General features: G+C 64.7%; 13 protein-coding genes. 6 read left to right on the top strand and 7 right to left on the bottom strand.

From position 1 onward, the window contains the following. Window positions 1–26: 26 nt before the first annotated feature. Window positions 27–1,157 carry an FUSC family protein gene (locus V6F88_RS13290; RefSeq protein WP_332610011.1) on the bottom strand — a complete coding sequence of 377 codons (1,131 nt, stop codon included), beginning with the start codon at window positions 1,155–1,157 and terminating at the stop codon, window positions 27–29. Between the two features lie 164 nt (window positions 1,158–1,321). On the opposite strand from V6F88_RS13290, the gene V6F88_RS13285 reads away from it, so the two are divergent. From V6F88_RS13285 to V6F88_RS13275, 3 genes are all read left to right on the top strand, one after another. Then, window positions 1,322–2,338 carry an amino acid ABC transporter substrate-binding protein gene (locus tag V6F88_RS13285; RefSeq protein ID WP_314355445.1) on the top strand — a complete coding sequence of 339 codons (1,017 nt, stop codon included), beginning with the start codon at window positions 1,322–1,324 and terminating at the stop codon, window positions 2,336–2,338. Window positions 2,339–2,502: 164 nt separating this feature from the next. Next, on the top strand, window positions 2,503–4,635 hold the full coding sequence (locus V6F88_RS13280) for an ATP-dependent helicase (RefSeq protein WP_332610010.1): 2,133 nt from the start codon (window positions 2,503–2,505) through the stop codon (window positions 4,633–4,635). Between the two features lie 118 nt (window positions 4,636–4,753). Beyond that, complete coding sequence (locus V6F88_RS13275; protein WP_104141761.1) at window positions 4,754–5,035, top strand: peptidylprolyl isomerase; 282 nt, start codon at window positions 4,754–4,756, stop codon at window positions 5,033–5,035. Window positions 5,036–5,130: 95 nt separating this feature from the next. On the opposite strand, the gene V6F88_RS13270 is transcribed toward V6F88_RS13275, so the two are convergent. From V6F88_RS13270 to V6F88_RS13255, 4 genes are all read right to left on the bottom strand, one after another. Then, the gene (locus V6F88_RS13270) at window positions 5,131–5,871 is read right to left on the bottom strand and encodes an ATP-binding cassette domain-containing protein (protein ID WP_046807261.1); all 741 of its coding nucleotides are present in this window, start codon (window positions 5,869–5,871) and stop codon (window positions 5,131–5,133) included. A 67-nt stretch (window positions 5,872–5,938) separates the two neighbouring features. Further along, window positions 5,939–6,901, bottom strand: coding sequence for a sugar ABC transporter substrate-binding protein (locus V6F88_RS13265; RefSeq protein WP_104141760.1), 963 nt, complete (start codon window positions 6,899–6,901; stop codon window positions 5,939–5,941). 18 nt (window positions 6,902–6,919) lie between these two features. Continuing rightward, a complete protein-coding gene (locus V6F88_RS13260) occupies window positions 6,920–7,861 on the bottom strand; it encodes an ABC transporter permease (RefSeq protein ID WP_332610009.1) in 942 nt (313 codons plus the stop codon). Between the two features lie 145 nt (window positions 7,862–8,006). Then, entirely contained in the window at window positions 8,007–9,692 is a 1,686-nt protein-coding gene (locus V6F88_RS13255; protein ID WP_332610007.1) for a xylulokinase, read from the bottom strand. Between the two features lie 193 nt (window positions 9,693–9,885). Between V6F88_RS13255 and V6F88_RS13250 the strand changes: the two genes are divergently transcribed. Genes V6F88_RS13250 through V6F88_RS13240 form a run of 3 tightly spaced genes read left to right on the top strand, consistent with a single transcriptional unit; the run spans window position 9,886 to window position 12,926 of the window. Further along, window positions 9,886–10,821: a 3-keto-5-aminohexanoate cleavage protein gene (locus V6F88_RS13250; protein WP_332610006.1), complete on the top strand. Its 936-nt coding sequence runs from the start codon at window positions 9,886–9,888 to the stop codon at window positions 10,819–10,821. A gap of 45 nt (window positions 10,822–10,866) precedes the next feature. Next, window positions 10,867–12,066, top strand: a complete 1,200-nt coding sequence (locus V6F88_RS13245; protein ID WP_332610005.1) for an ABC transporter substrate-binding protein — start codon at window positions 10,867–10,869, stop codon at window positions 12,064–12,066. A 56-nt stretch (window positions 12,067–12,122) separates the two neighbouring features. Continuing rightward, window positions 12,123–12,926: an SDR family oxidoreductase gene (locus V6F88_RS13240; protein WP_332610004.1), complete on the top strand. Its 804-nt coding sequence runs from the start codon at window positions 12,123–12,125 to the stop codon at window positions 12,924–12,926. Window positions 12,927–12,943: 17 nt separating this feature from the next. Here the strand turns inward: V6F88_RS13240 and V6F88_RS13235 are convergent, their stop codons facing one another. Together V6F88_RS13235 and V6F88_RS13230 are read right to left on the bottom strand one after the other, a co-directional pair. Further along, window positions 12,944–13,873 (bottom strand): LysR family transcriptional regulator, encoded by a 930-nt coding sequence (locus V6F88_RS13235; protein WP_332610003.1) that lies wholly within the window; start codon window positions 13,871–13,873, stop codon window positions 12,944–12,946. A gap of 4 nt (window positions 13,874–13,877) precedes the next feature. Beyond that, the gene (locus V6F88_RS13230) at window positions 13,878–15,350 is read right to left on the bottom strand and encodes a DUF1254 domain-containing protein (RefSeq protein ID WP_332610002.1); all 1,473 of its coding nucleotides are present in this window, start codon (window positions 15,348–15,350) and stop codon (window positions 13,878–13,880) included. Window positions 15,351–15,466: the final 116 nt, after the last annotated feature.

Here is a 15,466-nt window from a genome sequence, read left to right as displayed (position 1 = left end):
GGCATCCGCACGCCCCGCCCACGCCATCAACTCACCCGATTCGGCAATACCGCGCGCATCCACCGACTTAATCGCGGCCGGATGCGCTGGTTGTGCAACAGCACCGCGCCCAGCACCCCGATGAACGCGCCAATGACCGTATCCACAAAACGCGCTTCAATCACGTCGGCCGGATAGCCCTGGCCCAGGTGCGGCGCTTCGGCCAGAAATATGGTCAGCGGCGTAATCAGCGCCACCGCGCTGGCGTAGTGGCGGACCACCAGCGTTTCAATGCCGAACGACAGCGCCATCATCACCAGGCTAAGCGTCCACACATTCAGCGGCAGGCTCAACAACGCCCACGCCACGCACAAACCCAGCGCCGTTCCCAATATCCGATGCAGCTGACGATTCCAGGCTGCCCACAGGCTTGCGCCCTGGATAATCGCCAGGCAACTGACCGGCACCCAATACGGACGTGGCAGTTGCAATAGTTCAGCGACCAGCAATGAAATTCCCACGAACAGGCCGATGATGACCGAGTCGTACACAACAAAATCAAAGGTCGGTCTGGGCGGCGCTGCCTCGGGCGGAGGCGGCGCCACGCGCGTCATGTGCAGGGAATACGCAAACGCCACCAGGCAGGCCACCAGGCAACCCAGCGCCACCATGCCGACGCGCAACGGCACATCTTCAATATGCCCAGGCGTATACGCGGCAATCGCGGTGGCCATAATGAAGAACAGGCTGCCCGGCGGCCCCAGCCGATAGCAGCGGCACACCATGTTCACCAGAATGGCAATAACCGTCAGCGCGGCAATCATCGCCGTGGGCCAGAACTGCGTCAGCGCACCGACGGCGTAGCAGGCGACCATGCCGAACGAGGCGGCCAGCAACATCATCATCCGCTGGGCAAGCGAGGTATTGGGCAGGCTTAGAAACACCATGCCGCCCAAACTGGACATCAGGCCATAGTCCATGCGGCCAAAATACGCGCCCACCATTAGTGGCAAGCCGGAAGACAGCGCGGCGGCCAGCGGCATTTCCCAGCGCCGGTCGCTGGTGTTGACGCGGATCAGTTCACGCCACGTGCCCTGCACCTGCTGCTTGACGAAGCCAGGCCCGGGCCGGGGTCGGCCGCCGTGGCCCGTCTCTTTCGGTTGATCTTCTTGGTTCATCCGTTGCCCCTGTGTCGCCCCGGCAAGAATTATCCCCCGTAAATTCCGCCAAGTGGATTTAACGGGAATTCCCTGATATTCCCGCCCAGGCGGCGTGGCTACCATTCCGCGCACCTCGGCCAGCGGCCGACAGAATACCAATGCGCCCATCGCGCGGAGACACCATGAAAGCACTCAAACACGTTGCGGCAGGCACCGCCTTATTTCTTTCGTCCTGGGCCGCCACGGCGGGCGTGACTTTCGACAGCGTCAAGAACAAGGGCTTTGTCCAGTGCGGCGTCTCGACCGGCGTGGCCGGCTTTTCGGTCAATGACAGCAAGGGCGGCTGGGTCGGCCTGGACGTGGACCTGTGCCGCGCACTGGCCATCACCATGTTTGGCGACCCCGCCAAATCCAAGATCATGGCCGTCAGCGCCGTGCAGCGTTTTACCGCGCTGCAATCCGGCGAAGTGGACGTGCTGCCGCGCAACACCACGCTGTCGCTCACGCGTGACACCACGCTGGGGCTGATCGGCGTGGGCGTGAACTACTACGACAGCCAGGGCATCATGGTGAACAAGTCCCTGAACGTGAAAAGCGCCAAGGAACTGGACGGCGCCACCGTGTGCGTGCAACCGGGCACGACCACCGAACTGAACCTGGCGGACTGGTTCCGTTCGCAAAACATCGCGTTCAAGCCCGTGGTGGTGGAACGCCTGGACGAAATCATCCGCGCGTTCGCGGTTGGCCGCTGCGACGCGTTCACCGGCGACAAGTCGCAGTTGGCGGCGGCGCGCAGCAATCTGGAAAACCCCGGCCAATACGACATCCTGCCCGAGAACTTCTCGAAAGAACCGTTGGGCCCCATGGTGCGCCAGGGCGACGAGCAATGGTTCAACGTCGTGCGCTGGACCATGTTCGCCATGCTGGAAGCCGAGGAATACGGCGTTACGTCCAAGAACGTGGACGAGATGCTGAAAAGCACCAACCCCAACGTGCAGCGCCTGCTGGGCGTGACGCCCGGCATGGGCAAGAATTTGGGCGTGGACGACAAGTGGGCCTACAACATCATCAAGCACATCGGCAACTACGGCGAGAGCTTCGAGAAGAACCTGGGGCCCAGCAGCCCCTTGAAACTGTCGCGCGGCCTGAACGCGTCTTACCGTGACGGCGGCCTGATGTACGGGTGGCCGGTGCGCTGATCGGGGCAAATCCGCATCCTACCTTCGCTTCCCTGTAGTCAGGGTCTGAATGGCCGGCAGGCGCCGCAAGCGCCCGCCGGCCATTTGCGTTGCGGATCCGATTTTTGGAATCGTTACACTGGCGGCTTCCGCTGCGACATTCTGCTCGCGCCTTTTTTGCCTAGATGACCACAAACTCCCCTGCCCCCCAGTTCTTCCCGTCCGGATTCGTTCCCACTGAGGAACAGTCCCGGATTCAGACCTCGCGCAGCCGGACCAGCCTGGTCATCGCCAACGCGGGCGCCGCCAAGACCACCACGCTGGCCCTGCGTATCGGCGAAGCGCTGACGCGCGGCCTGCCGCCCGAAGACATCCTGGCGCTGACCTTCACGGATGAAGCCCGGCAGGTGCTGCAAACCCGTTTGGTCGACGTCGGTATCGCCTACAACACGGCGCGGCGCGTCAATGTGCAAACGGTTGAAGAGTACGCGCAGCGCGTATTGGCCAAGATCGAAGACGGCAAGCCCGAAGTGTTGCCGTCCACGCGCGAGCAGCAAGCCTACGCGTTGTACGCGTTGGAAAACGTGGCGGCGAATAATCCGCAATATGCCGAGCTGCTGGATATTCGTACGCACAACACGGCCGTCAGCCAGTTTCTGGATAACCTGCTGAAGCTGAAAGCCACGATGCAGATCGCGCCGGATGACGAGGCGGACGCGCTGTCCATCGCCGAAAGCGCGGGCGTGACGATTACCGATTATCTGTGGGCCGTTGAATACGAAAGGCAGCGCGTTGATGTTTTCGGTTATGTGGACGCTCGGGGTTTTTTTGACGCCACATACGACCTGGCGCGCCTGCTGCGCTCTTCATCCGACCCGCGCGACGTGCTGGCCCCGTACAAGCTGGTGTTGTGCGACGAGCTGCACGACATCAACGAAGCGTCGTTCTGCATTATCGAAGCGCTGCTGAATGTGGACGTTACGTATTTTGTAGGCGTGGGCGATAAAGACCAGGTGATTTATTCACACCTGGGCGCGGACGAATCTTTCCTGCAAAGCCGCATCCGGGCCAGCTTCCCGGATTGCGCAAACTACCCGCTGACGATGACGTACCGCCATGGCCCGCACCTGGCCTACGCGATGGAGGCGTTCAAACAAAAGCCGGTGGATTCAAACCTGCCGCTACGCACCGAGATTCATGAAGCCGCGTACGCCGACACGCCGGGCGCGTGCGGCGAGCAGGTGGTCAAGGCCATCCTGCAATGGAAGCAGGACCGCAAACCGCTGGACCAATGCTGCGTCCTGCTGCGCGATGCGCATCAATCCATCGAAATCGAAAACGCCTTGATGAACGCCGGCCTGCCCTACCGCACGCTGACGATGAAGAGCTACCTGCTGCGCGAAGAAATTCTGTTTCTGCGCGGCATGCTGGCCATCGCGCTGGACGACTTTCACCACGTGGGCGCGCCCGCCACGCGCGAAGCCATCGTGGACGCGCTGACCACCTTTGCCGAAGTGCCGCTGACGCCGCAGGAACTGCGCGAAGCCCAGACCACGCTGGCCAAGGAGCCGTCCGCGCTGAAGCATTTTTTCAGCGGCCAGATCCAACGCGTCGGCAGCCCCGCCGCCCGCGCCCGCATCACCGATGCGGTGGAACACCTGCGCGCGTTGTCCACCGACACCCCCGCCTACCTGGCGCTGGAGTCCGTGCGCGACGGAATGGACATGGAAAAGCTGGCCAAGCGCCTGTACGTGCACCCCTACGAGGCGTCGGTCGTCACGCGGTCCATCAACGGTTTCATCGCATCGGCCAAAGCGTCGGCCAAGACGCTGCGCGAGTTCTCGGAATGGATCGGCGCGGCGGAAGCCTTCGTCGGCGCGCGGCCCGGCAAGCATACGGTGCAGATGGATTGCATCGTCAACGTCAAGGGCAAGGAATTCGAACACGTCGTCCTGCCCTTCATGGACGCCGACGCATTCCCCGACCCGCTGCGCAAACGCCGCGAAGAAGAGAACTTGTTTTATGTGGCGGCAACACGAACCAAATCGCGCCTGACCTTGATATCAACGCAGGACGCCGCCCGCCGCAGCGCGTTCATCGACCAGATGCAACTGGCCGCCACGCAAAAACGCGCGGACACGGCGCTACGCCGAAACATGGCAGCGCCGGTGCAAGCGGTGGGCCACCGGGATTTGAAAGTGGCCTACGCGAACCGGGACGTGGTCAAGGCGCTGGGCGCGCAATGGGACAAGACCCGCAAGGTTTGGTATGTGCCCAGCGGGATGGATTTGGGGCCGTTTCGGGAATGGTTGGCGTAACGTCGGGTTAATAACCGCAACAGGGCCGCCATGAAAGCCAGTTTATGATGGCACCGTAGTGAGCACGCCCAAATGCGTTACTCTCCCCTCCCCAATCTATTCCGCAAGGAGCCTCCACATGGCACAAGCCTCCGCCCGTCACATCCTCGTTTCCACCGAAGACAAGTGCAACGAACTCAAGACCGCCATTGAAAACGGCGCTGACTTCGCTCAAGTCGCCAAGGAAAACTCCAGCTGCCCGTCGAGCCGTGACGGTGGCAACCTGGGTACGTTTGGCCCGGGCCAGATGGTTAAGGAATTCGATACCGTCGTGTTCAGCGCCCCCGTCGGCGTGGTGCAAGGTCCGGTGAAGACGCAGTTTGGTTATCACCTGGTTGAAGTGACCAGCCGCCAGGACTAAGCTGCGCCGCTGCACGATAAAAAGCCGCCGCCAGGGGAGACCCGGCGGCGGCTTTTTTTATGCATCGGGCGTCAATGCTGGCGCGCCCGCCAGAATCAGTCTTTACCCGTCATCACCCGGTGCGCCAGGGCGTCGGCGTCCAGGCCGGCGATATCGCGTTCGATTACCTTGATGCCACCTTTGAGGATGGCGACGCGGTCTGCCAGGGCGACGACGTCTGCCATGTTGTGGCTGATGAGGATGACCGTGCGTCCTTCCTCACGCAGCTTGCGCACCAGGTTCAGGACCAAAGCGGTTTCCTTGACGCCCAGGGCGGCGGTGGGCTCGTCCATGATGACGACGCGCGCGTCCCAGCGCAGGGCGCGGGCGATGGCGACGGCCTGGCGTTGGCCGCCCGACATGCGTTCGACGGGGCGGTCCATGTCGTCGATGGGCACCGACAGGCGCTGGAGGTAACCGCGCGCCTGCTCGGCCATACGGCGCTTGTCCAGCACGCGCAGGGGGCCGACGCGGCGGACCAGCTCGGCACCCATGAAGACGTTTTCCCAGATGGACAGGCGCGGCGCCAGGGCCAGGTCCTGGTAGATGGTGGCAATGCCCTGGACCAGCGCGTCATGCGGCGAACGGAAGGCGACGGCGCGGCCGTTCAGGCTGAGCTCGCCGCCGGTGGGCTCCTGCGCGCCCGAGATGATGCGGATCAGCGTGGATTTGCCCGCGCCGTTGTCGCCGCAAATGGCCATGACCTTGCCTTCGGGCACGTCCAGGTCGACGCCTTTCAGGGCCTCGACCGCACCGTACGATTTGCGGATCTGGCGTAGCGACAAGGCGGCGGTCATGGGCGCCACGGGGGGCATGGGCGTCGCGGGCGTCATGGGAGTCACTGGCGTCATGCTCCTACCCCATTCACTTGGCCCCCGGCTGCAAGAACTTCTGCACGTTGGAGGCATCGACCAACACCGAATCCATGAACAGGTACGGCCCCGAGGCCACCGTTTCCTTGGGCTCTTTCTTGACGACGATGCGGTCGATGGATTCGATGGCGCTGGTGCCCAGTTGCTCGAACGGAATCATCATCGTGGCGGTGATCAAGCTGTTGGGGTCGGCAATGCGGCGATAGGTTTCAGGGCCGCCGTCTACCGATACCAGCGTAATGTCGCCCTTCTTCATGCCTTGCGATTGCAGCAGGTCGTCGATGACATAGGCTTGCCCGTCGAACGATGCCCACACGCCCTTGAACTGCCCTTGATGGCGCAGGAACAGCGCCTGCATGCCGTTGCGCACGTCGTCGCGCCAGCTTTGCGTGCGGGCCATGCTGAACTTGGCCAGGTCCTTGACGGCGGTGTTCTCCGTCAGCACCGCGTCCAGCATCTTGCCGCGAATGCGCGTGCCCGAATTGCCGTCAAAGCGCGCCGACAGGATGTTGCCCTGATAGCCCATCTTGCCCAGCAGGTACAGGACCGACTGCGCGCCCGTGGCGTATTCGTTGACTTCCACGTCGAACAGCATGTGCGGGCTGGCGCCGGACATCACGCCCACCACCGGGATGCCCTTTTCCTTGGCGGCCTGCAACTGCGCGTCGGTTTCCACCGGCTTTCCCATCGCCACGACGATGGCATCGACCTTCTTGTTGACCAGCGTGTCCAGCTGTTCGGCCAGCTTGGGCAAGGAGCCCTCGGCGTTCAGTTGCGTGACGGTCCAGCCCTTGGCGCGCGCGGCCTGGGCGGCAGCGTTCGCCACGCGGGCGTGCGTCTCGGACGACATCTGGAACGCAACGATGCCCACGTCAAAGGCGTGGGCGGCGCTGGCGGCCAGCGCTTGCGCGGCGAAGGCGCCCGCCAGCAACGTGCGCTTGATCAATGTCTTCATGGTGGTTTCCCCTTCGGATCAGAATTTGAAAGCCGCTTTCTTCAGCACGGCCGACGACACCGCGACGGATGCAATCATGATGAATCCCAGCACGATGTCCTGCACGTAATATGGCGCCCCCATCAGCACCAGACCGTTGCCCAGCACCTTCAGGATCAACGCGGCCACCAGCGTGCCGCCGATGTTGGCGTGGCCGGGGTTGAACATCGTCATGCCCAGCAGCACGGCGGCGATGGCGTACAGGAAGTAGTCGCCGGCCATGTTGGGCGCGGCGGACGACAGGCTGGCGGTCAGCAACACGGCGGCGATGCCGGCGCACAGGCCCGACAAAGCCAGCCCGATGCTTTTCATGGCGCGGATGTTGATGCCGGCCAGGCGCGCGGATTCTCCGGCCTCGCCCGTGGCCGTCATGCGGGCGCCGGTGCGCGTCCACTTGATGAGGAAATACGCGACCAGCACGATGCCCAGCATCCACGGCACCAGCGCCGGGATGCCGAAAGGCTTGGCGCGGGCCAGGTCGGTGAAGGCTGCGGGCCAGCGGCCCACGTAGGACACGCCGTCGGTCAGCATGAAGGCGAAGCCGCGCGCCATGGCGGCCATGCCCAGCGTGGCGATCAGCGATGGCACGCGCAGCCGCGTCACGGCGATGCCGTTGGCCAGGCCGCACAGCAGGCCGACGCCCAGGCCCGCCGCAATCGCAACGATCACCGGCTGGCCGGTATGCACCAGCGCGCCCGTGACGACGGCGGCCAGGCTGGCGACGTCGGCCACGGACAAGTCCAATTCGGCCGTCACCAGCGCCAGCGTGAAGCCGATGGCAATGATGGCCAGGAAGCTGGTTTCCTTGGCGATGTTCAACAGGTTGTTGGGCGCCGCGAAATTAGGGGCGGCAATTGCGAAGAAGCCCACCAGGACCAATCCCGCGATTGCCGTGCCGTACTTTTCCAGGATGCCGCGCATCGACTCAACCCTTGCTGCGTTGGTGTTTGTTGTAGTGCAAGGGGTATCCACCGCCTGCCGGGCGTTCGCGCCCTGATGGCGTAGCAGTTTATACCTGGGCAGCCCCCGGCAGGGCGGCTTTGCGGCGTCGCCGCACTTAGGGTTTTTACGGCAGGCGCAGTGACGCCAAGGCGTGCGAGACCGGCGTCAAGGCGGCTTCGGCGGCGCGAAATTGCGCGTACAGGCGGTGATAGGCGTTGCGTCGGGAAGCGTCGGGATCGTAGCGGTGCGCGGGGCGTGCCAGGGTGGCCTGGGCCTGCGCGAAGCTGTCGTAATGGCCAAGCGCGGTCCACGCGGCGGCGGCCGCGCCGATGACGCCCGGCTGGTCTGCCTGCCCGACCACGACGGGGCGTTCGCAAATGTCTGCCTTGACCTGGCACCAGTGCGGGTTGGACGCCGCCCCGCCCCCGAAGCGGATTTCGGCTACGGGTGCGCCCAGTGCGGCTTCGGCGCGTTGCAGCACCGTGCGGTTCAAGAAGGCCACGCCTTCCAGCACGGCCCATGCCAGGTCGCCGGGCCCGTGCCGGCGATTCAGGCCGATGAAGGCGCCGCGCAACCGCGGGTCCCAATAAGGCACGCGCTCGCCTTGAAGGTAGGGCAGGAACAGGGCGGGCTGCGGGTCGCGGGGCGCGTCAAGCAAGGCGTTCATGGCGTCGCTGACGGCGGACAGGCCGCCGGCCTGCAAGCCGCCAAACCGGGCCACTTTGCCCAGCAAGGGCAGCAGCCAGGCGATGGTGTCGGCACCGTTCTGGCCGGGTCCGCCGATCTGGTGGTTGCCGTTGCCCCAGTTCACCGTCATCAAGCCCTCGGCCTGCACGGGCTCGGCGCCCACCGCGCCAAAGACTTCGGTGGTGCCCGAGATGTTGTAGGCGTAGCCAGGCCGCAACGCACCCAGCCCGGCCACGGCGGCCCAGGTGTCGTTCGAGCAGGCGACCACGCCGCGTCCGGCCAGACGGGCCAGCGAACCCGGCAGGCCAGGTTGCACCGGGCCGACGATGGCAAGGGGGTCCAGCAAAGGCGGCACCCAGCCGGGATCGGCGCCGACGGCAGTCAGCAGATCGAAGGCTGGGGATTGCCGCCCGTGTGTCGCTTGTGTCGCTTGTGCCGCTTGCGGCCCTTGCCCCCCTCCCACACCTTGCCCCCCTTGCGCGCCGGGCAGGTCTTGCAGGTGTTCCGCCCCTTGTGGACCGTGTGCCCGCGCCGCCGCCGCCAGTCTCGCCATCGACACGGTGTCGCTGGCGGCCCGGCCGGTCAGGCGGAAGTTCAGGTAGTCCTTCGGTTCCAGCACGACGCGTACGCGCGCGGCGTGCCGCGGTTCCGCGCGCAGCAGCCAGGCCACGCGCGCCCAAGGGTGGAACGCGTTGATCTGCGCCGCCTCGGGGTGATCGGTGGGCATCGCGGCCAACCATTGCGCCACCTGCCCCGCCGTGCGCGTGTCGCGCCATGTGATGGCGGGTCGCACGGGCGCGCCCCGCGCGTCCACGAATACCTGCGTCCGGGTGACGCCGCAGATCGCAAGGGCGGCGATGGCGTCAAAGTCGGCGCCCGCCTGCCGCGCCAAGGTGTCGGACAGCACTTGCAGGCCGCGCCACCACTCGTCGGCATCGATCTCGTCCCAGCCGGGATGCAGGTCGGTGCCCGCCGGGCTGTCGATGGCACAGGCGTGCGCGATGCCGCCCGCCTCGTCAACCAGCGCGGCCCGGAAGCGGGTACCGCCCAGATCCACGGCAAGAACGTAGCGCGGGCCGGCAGGGCCAGAAACTTGGGGGTCGGCGGGTGGGCGGCGGGACATAGCGGCAGATTGTATTTCAGGGGGGCCGCGCCCGTCCGCGTGGATGACGCCAGATCACGCTGCGCCGCAGCACCGGAAACCCTATCAGTTGATAATTTCTGTTCAGGTGACAAGGCCGGACGCCTGCGACAGAATGGGCCGCACCCGGAGGAGACAGCCGGGGCCACGATAAAACATCAAACGTCCAAGGCCCATGAAAAAATCCAAGAGCAACGTGATCATCACGTGCGCCATTACCGGCTCGGTGCACACGCCGTCCATGTCGCCCTATCTGCCCGTGACGCCCGACGAGATCGCGCAGGCCGCGCTGGACGCCGCCCAGGCGGGCGCGGCCATCGTGCACCTGCATGCCCGCGACCCGCAAACCGGCAGGCCCACTCAGGACCCGGACCTGTACGCGCAATTTCTGCCACGCATCAAGGCGGGCAGCGATGTCGTCATCAACATCACCACCGGCGGGTCGCCCGTGCTGCCCGTCAGCGAACGCATGCTGCCGGCCACGCGCTTCAAGCCCGAGGTGGCGTCGCTGAACATGGGGTCGATGAACTTCGGCATGTACGAACTGCTGGAGCGCTTCAAGGACTTCAAGCACGACTGGGAACGCCCGTATCTGGAAGGCAGCAACGACCTGGTCTTCAAGAACACGTTCAAGGATATCGAGCACATCCTGACGTCCTGCAACGACAACGGCACGCGCTTTGAAATCGAGTGCTATGACATCGGGCATCTGTACACGGCGGCGCATTTCGTGGACAAGGGCTTGCTGAAACCGCCGTTTCTGATCCAGTCGGTGTTCGGCATACGCGGCGGCATCGGCACGCACCCTGAAGACGTGATGATGATGCGCCGCACGGCAGACCGGCTGTTCGGCGATGACTACCGCTGGTCGGTGCTGGCGGCCGGGCGCAAGCAGGCGCCGCTGGCCACCATGGCCGCCACGATGGGCGGCTTTGTGCGCGTGGGGCTGGAAGATTCGCTGTGGGACGGACCCGGCGAACTGGCGCATTCCAACGCCGACCAGGTGCGCCGCATCCGCCGCATTCTTGAAGACCTGTCGCTAACCATCGCAACACCCGACGAGGCGCGCCAGATTCTGCAACTGAAGGGCCGGAACAACGTCGCGTTCTGACGACGGCACGGCATCCAAACCAACACCCCAGGCGGGAGACAAATCATGAACAAGACCTTGAACGCGGCGGTAGCCTCGGCACTGCTGGCCTTTGGCGGCACAGCCATGGCCGACGACAACGTGATCCGCATCGGCTTCATCACCGACATGTCGGGCCTGTCGGCCGATGCCGACGGCCCGGGCGGGGCCGAAGCCATCAAGATGGCGGTGGCGGACATGGGCGGCGAAATCGCCGGCAAGAAAATCGAAGTGCTGGTGGCCGACCATCAAAACCGGGCCGACATCGCGTCTTCCCGCGCGCGCGAATGGCTGGATCAGAAAGGCGTGAACATGCTGATCGCCGGCGCCAATTCCGCCGCCGCGCTGGCCATGGCGAAGGTGGCCGAAGAAAAGAAGACGCCGTTTTTCGTGGTTAGCGCGGGCGCCTCGGAATTGACCAATGCGCAATGCACGCCGTACACGGTGCACTACGTTTACGACACGGTGTCGCTGTCGCGCGGCACGGCGCGCGCGATGCTTAAAGAAGGCAACAAGGACTGGTACTTCCTGACGGTGGACCACGCCTTTGGCCACGCGCTGGAACGCGATGCGTCGGCCGTGGTGCAGGCGAACGGCGGCCAGGTAAAGGGCCGCGTGCGCCATCCGCTGAACACGTCCGACTTCTCGTCCTACATCTTGCAGGCGCAGGCGTCGGGCGCCACGGTGCTGGGCCTGGCCAATTCCGCCGCGGACACCAGCAACGCCGTCAAGGCCGCCGCCGAATTCGGGCTGACGCCGAAGATGAAAATTGCCGGCCTGCTGGTGCTGATCACCGACATCCACGCGCTGGGCCTGGCGGCTGGGCAAGACATGTACCTGACCACCGCCTGGTACTGGGACCAGGACGATGCGTCGCGCAAATGGGCCGCGCGCTTTGAAGAGCGCATGAAGAAGAAGCCGTCGATGCTGCAAGCGGGCGACTACTCGGTCACCACCACCTACCTGAATGCGGTGAAAGCCACCGGCACCACGGACGGCGAAGCCATCATGAAGTGGGTCAAGAGCAATCCGGTAAACGACTTCTTCGTAAAGAACGCGACGGTGCGCGCCGACGGCCTGCTGGTGCACGACATGTATTTGATGCAGGTGAAAAAACCCGCCGAATCCAAGGGACCTTGGGACTATTACAAACTGGTCGCGAAAATTCCGGGTGACGAGATCTATACCTCGCCGAAGGAATCCAAGTGCAGGCTGATGACGCAATGATCCGATGACGCAATGACGCATTCGCGCAAACCCATAACGCCTTCCAAGGAAACCGCATGAACCCGCAAGACTTGACCGCCCTGCCCGTGGACCTGAGCGGCCGCCGCGTCATCGTTACCGCCGGCGCGGCGGGCATCGGCGCGGCGCTGGCCGACGCCTTTGCCGAACGCGGCGCGCGGGTGCACGTGTGCGACGTGGACGAAGGCGCGCTGTTCGAATGCCGCCATGCCCACAGCCGCGCCGATGTGCGCGTGCGTGAAGACATCGACCGCTACATGGAGACCGCGCTGGCGCATCTGGGTGGCCTGGACGTGCTGGTGAACAACGCGGGCATCGCCGGGCCCACGGCCGGCATCACCGACATCCAGCCGGATGACCTGGCCGCCACGCTGGACATCAACCTGGCGTCGCAATTCCATACCGTGCGGCACGCCGTGCCCGCGCTGCGCCAGGCAGGCGGCGGCTCCATCATCAACATCAGTTCGGTGGCGGGGCGCATCGGGCTGCCCTTGCGCACGCCCTACGCCGCGTCCAAATGGGGCGTGGTGGGGTTGACGCGGTCGCTGGCGGTGGAGCTGGGCAGTTACGGCATCCGCGTCAATGCGCTACTGCCCGGACTGGTGGCCGGCCCGCGCATCGACCGCGTGATCGCCGCGCGCGCCAGCGCGATGGGCCTGACGATAGAGGAAGAGACCAAGCTGGAATTGTCCGGCGTCAGCCTGCGCCAGTTCGTGCGCGCCGCCGATATCGCAAACATGGCGTTGTTTCTGGCCAGCCCGTTCGGCGCCATGGTCAGCGGGCAGGCCATCAGCATCGACGGCGACTTGCAGTCCTTGCCGTGGCAACCGCCAGCGGATTGAATAAGCGGGGCGGTTCGTTACGCGACCAGCTGGATCGTATCCGCGAACACCCCGCTGCGCCGCGCCTGGGCAGTGGCGTGCAGCGCACCCAACAGGCGCTCGGCAAGTTCGTGGTTCTGCGCGTCGCGGCGGGTGATCAATACGAACTCAAACCACTGCCGCGACGCCAGCGGCAGCGCGACCAGATCCGGGTAGACCGACACAATGTCCGACGCCGACAGCGCATTGACCAGGCTGATGCCCTTGACCGCGCGCACCGTGCCCGGCACCAGCGTCATGTGCGCCTGCATGCCGGAATCCAGTGCGTCGGAATCGGTGACGTCGCCCTGCGCCACCACGTAATCGGACCACAGCGGCTTGACGAAGGACTCCGGCGGTATGTCGGACACCGCGACCACGTCGCGCCGCGCCATAGGGTGGTCGCGGTGGACGATGGCCATGACATCGGTGCGCACGAACGTGGTGAAGTTCACGCGCGAACTGTCGCGGCCCACCGCGCCCAGCCCGAAGTCGGCCCGCATGGTTTCCACGGCGCTGATCACCTGCACCGAGGATTCCACGTCGATCGAAAAAGGCCGCGTGCCGTGCACGTCCAGGTAGCGTTTGACCGCCTGCGGTGCATACACCAACGCCAGCGCGGGCGATGAGGCCACGCGCAAGCCGCGCCCGCCAAACTTTTCGATGCTGTGCAGGGCCTCGTCGATCCGCACCAGCTCATCCAGCACCAGCTTGGCTTCCGTGTACAGGTACCGCCCCGCTTCCGTGGGGCGCAAGGTCTTGTGGGAACGGTCGAACAACTGCACGCCCGTGGCGCTTTCCAGCCGCGACACCGCGTGGCTGATCGCGGGCTGCGTCAGGCTCATGACCTGGGCGGCCTGGCGCGTCGACCCGGTCATGACGACCGTATAGAAGATGCGCAGATCGTGAATATTGAAGTTGCGCTTCATGCCGCTAGCGCGCCACGCGTTCGATTTCCGGCGTGACCCACTTGCCCTCCAGCAGCGCCGGCTTGGGCCAGTAATAGCGCATCGTCACCATGAACGGGCCATCGGGCGCCGGCAGCCAGTTTGATTCACGGCTCTTGCCCGGCGACTGCGCCTGGATGTGTAGGGTGACGCCACCGTCGGCGTCTTTTTTCAGCGACGGCAGCATGGGGGAATTGATCAGGTAGCGGCCCAGCGGGTTGGGCGCCAGCAGTTGCTCGGGCAAGCGATACAGGGTCATGGACCAGAACGCGTTGACGGGCGGCAGGCTACGCGGCGCAAAACGCATGGTGTAGGCGTATCGGCCGTCCAGCTCTTGCCCACGGCTATCTTTTTCAAGCACCGGGTACAGCGCTTCTTCGCGGCTATTGGCGCCGATGCCGATCTGCGTGCCGGTGGCGCGCGACAGGTAATCGTTCTTGAGCTTGGCGCGATCGCCAAACAGCGTATCGGTCTTGCCGGCCAGCGCGGCGCGGTTCTTGTCGATGTCGTTCTGCGCGGTGTGCATCCCTTCTTGCAGCGCACGCCGCAGGCGCGGGTCCAGCTTGTCCACCGGATACGGCTGGCCCGGCTTGATGCCGATGCTTGCCAGGCGTTCGCGCAACCATTTTTCGGTGGGGTGCGTGGGGGCAAACTGAAGCAGGAAGGCCAGTTGGTTATAGAACTCAAGCGACGTGCGCATTTCGTGCGGCGGCACGGGGGCAATCCAGTCGATGGGCGCGGGTGCGGGCGGCGGCGCGGTGCGTGTGTACGCGGACAGCGGCTGCACCTTGTAGCGCGCCTGGATGCGTTTGACGTTGTCCAGGTCGGCCGGGTTGAAAAGCTGCGTGCGGCCCACCAGATTGACCAGTTCGGTTTCTGACTTGATGACCCGCGTGATGCCCTTGGGCGCCTTGCCCTTCCAGCGCGGCCCCGCCACCAGGAAGTTGCCGCCGCCGTTGCCGGTTTCGCGGCTGCCGATATAGGCGAAGTTATAGGTGTACAGGTCCATCAATTGCAGCACGAAGTAGCGCCGCTTTTCCATGGGCGGCACGCTGATGACCACGGGTTCGGCGCGCAGGTCCAGCATCGCGAAGGAGTACGGCGTATCGGAATTCGGCGTGACGAACGCGGTGTCTTCGGGCGTGAAGACGCGCGCGATGTTGGTGATGGTGTTGGGCGGGCCCTTGTACTGGGGGTTGGCCTTGTCCAGGTTGAAGGCGTACATGGTCTGGTAGCTGGCGACCATGGGCGTGCCGTACAGATACGCTTCGCTGGCGATGCTGCGCGCCTGCTGCGCGGTAACGCCGTGAATGCCCACGGATTGCGAGCCCGTTGCCTCGTCCGGAGACGTGAAGCTGCATCCGGCTACGCCAGCGGCCAGCATCAAGATGGCAAGCCCGCCCCAAACGGGGTGCCGGGCGGGGGACGACAAGCCGGTGCTACTCTGGCGATCATGCATACATTTGCTCCAACACATTCTGATGTTGGCAACGCCCTGTTGGCGGCAGCGTCGCGGGCAAGGACTGCAATTCCCGGGGGATTCTGGCATATTTCCCGTCAATCAAGAAGGCTCGG

This window comes from Achromobacter sp. ESBL13 (genome assembly GCF_036668755.1).
Lineage (GTDB): Bacteria > Pseudomonadota > Gammaproteobacteria > Burkholderiales > Burkholderiaceae_B > Achromobacter.
Note: the sequence above shows the minus strand (reverse complement) of the source record. Positions and strands in the feature narration are given on the sequence as shown.

Coding starts and splice junctions, on each gene's coding strand:
- V6F88_RS13290 (WP_332610011.1), bottom strand. CDS start 1,157: ATGAACCAAGAAGATCAACCGAAAGAGACGGGCCACGGCGGCCGACCC.
- V6F88_RS13285 (WP_314355445.1), top strand. CDS start 1,322: ATGAAAGCACTCAAACACGTTGCGGCAGGCACCGCCTTATTTCTTTCG.
- V6F88_RS13280 (WP_332610010.1), top strand. CDS start 2,503: ATGACCACAAACTCCCCTGCCCCCCAGTTCTTCCCGTCCGGATTCGTT.
- V6F88_RS13275 (WP_104141761.1), top strand. CDS start 4,754: ATGGCACAAGCCTCCGCCCGTCACATCCTCGTTTCCACCGAAGACAAG.
- V6F88_RS13270 (WP_046807261.1), bottom strand. CDS start 5,871: ATGACCGCCGCCTTGTCGCTACGCCAGATCCGCAAATCGTACGGTGCG.
- V6F88_RS13265 (WP_104141760.1), bottom strand. CDS start 6,901: ATGAAGACATTGATCAAGCGCACGTTGCTGGCGGGCGCCTTCGCCGCG.
- V6F88_RS13260 (WP_332610009.1), bottom strand. CDS start 7,861: ATGCGCGGCATCCTGGAAAAGTACGGCACGGCAATCGCGGGATTGGTC.
- V6F88_RS13255 (WP_332610007.1), bottom strand. CDS start 9,692: ATGTCCCGCCGCCCACCCGCCGACCCCCAAGTTTCTGGCCCTGCCGGC.
- V6F88_RS13250 (WP_332610006.1), top strand. CDS start 9,886: ATGAAAAAATCCAAGAGCAACGTGATCATCACGTGCGCCATTACCGGC.
- V6F88_RS13245 (WP_332610005.1), top strand. CDS start 10,867: ATGAACAAGACCTTGAACGCGGCGGTAGCCTCGGCACTGCTGGCCTTT.
- V6F88_RS13240 (WP_332610004.1), top strand. CDS start 12,123: ATGAACCCGCAAGACTTGACCGCCCTGCCCGTGGACCTGAGCGGCCGC.
- V6F88_RS13235 (WP_332610003.1), bottom strand. CDS start 13,873: ATGAAGCGCAACTTCAATATTCACGATCTGCGCATCTTCTATACGGTC.
- V6F88_RS13230 (WP_332610002.1), bottom strand. CDS start 15,350: ATGCATGATCGCCAGAGTAGCACCGGCTTGTCGTCCCCCGCCCGGCAC.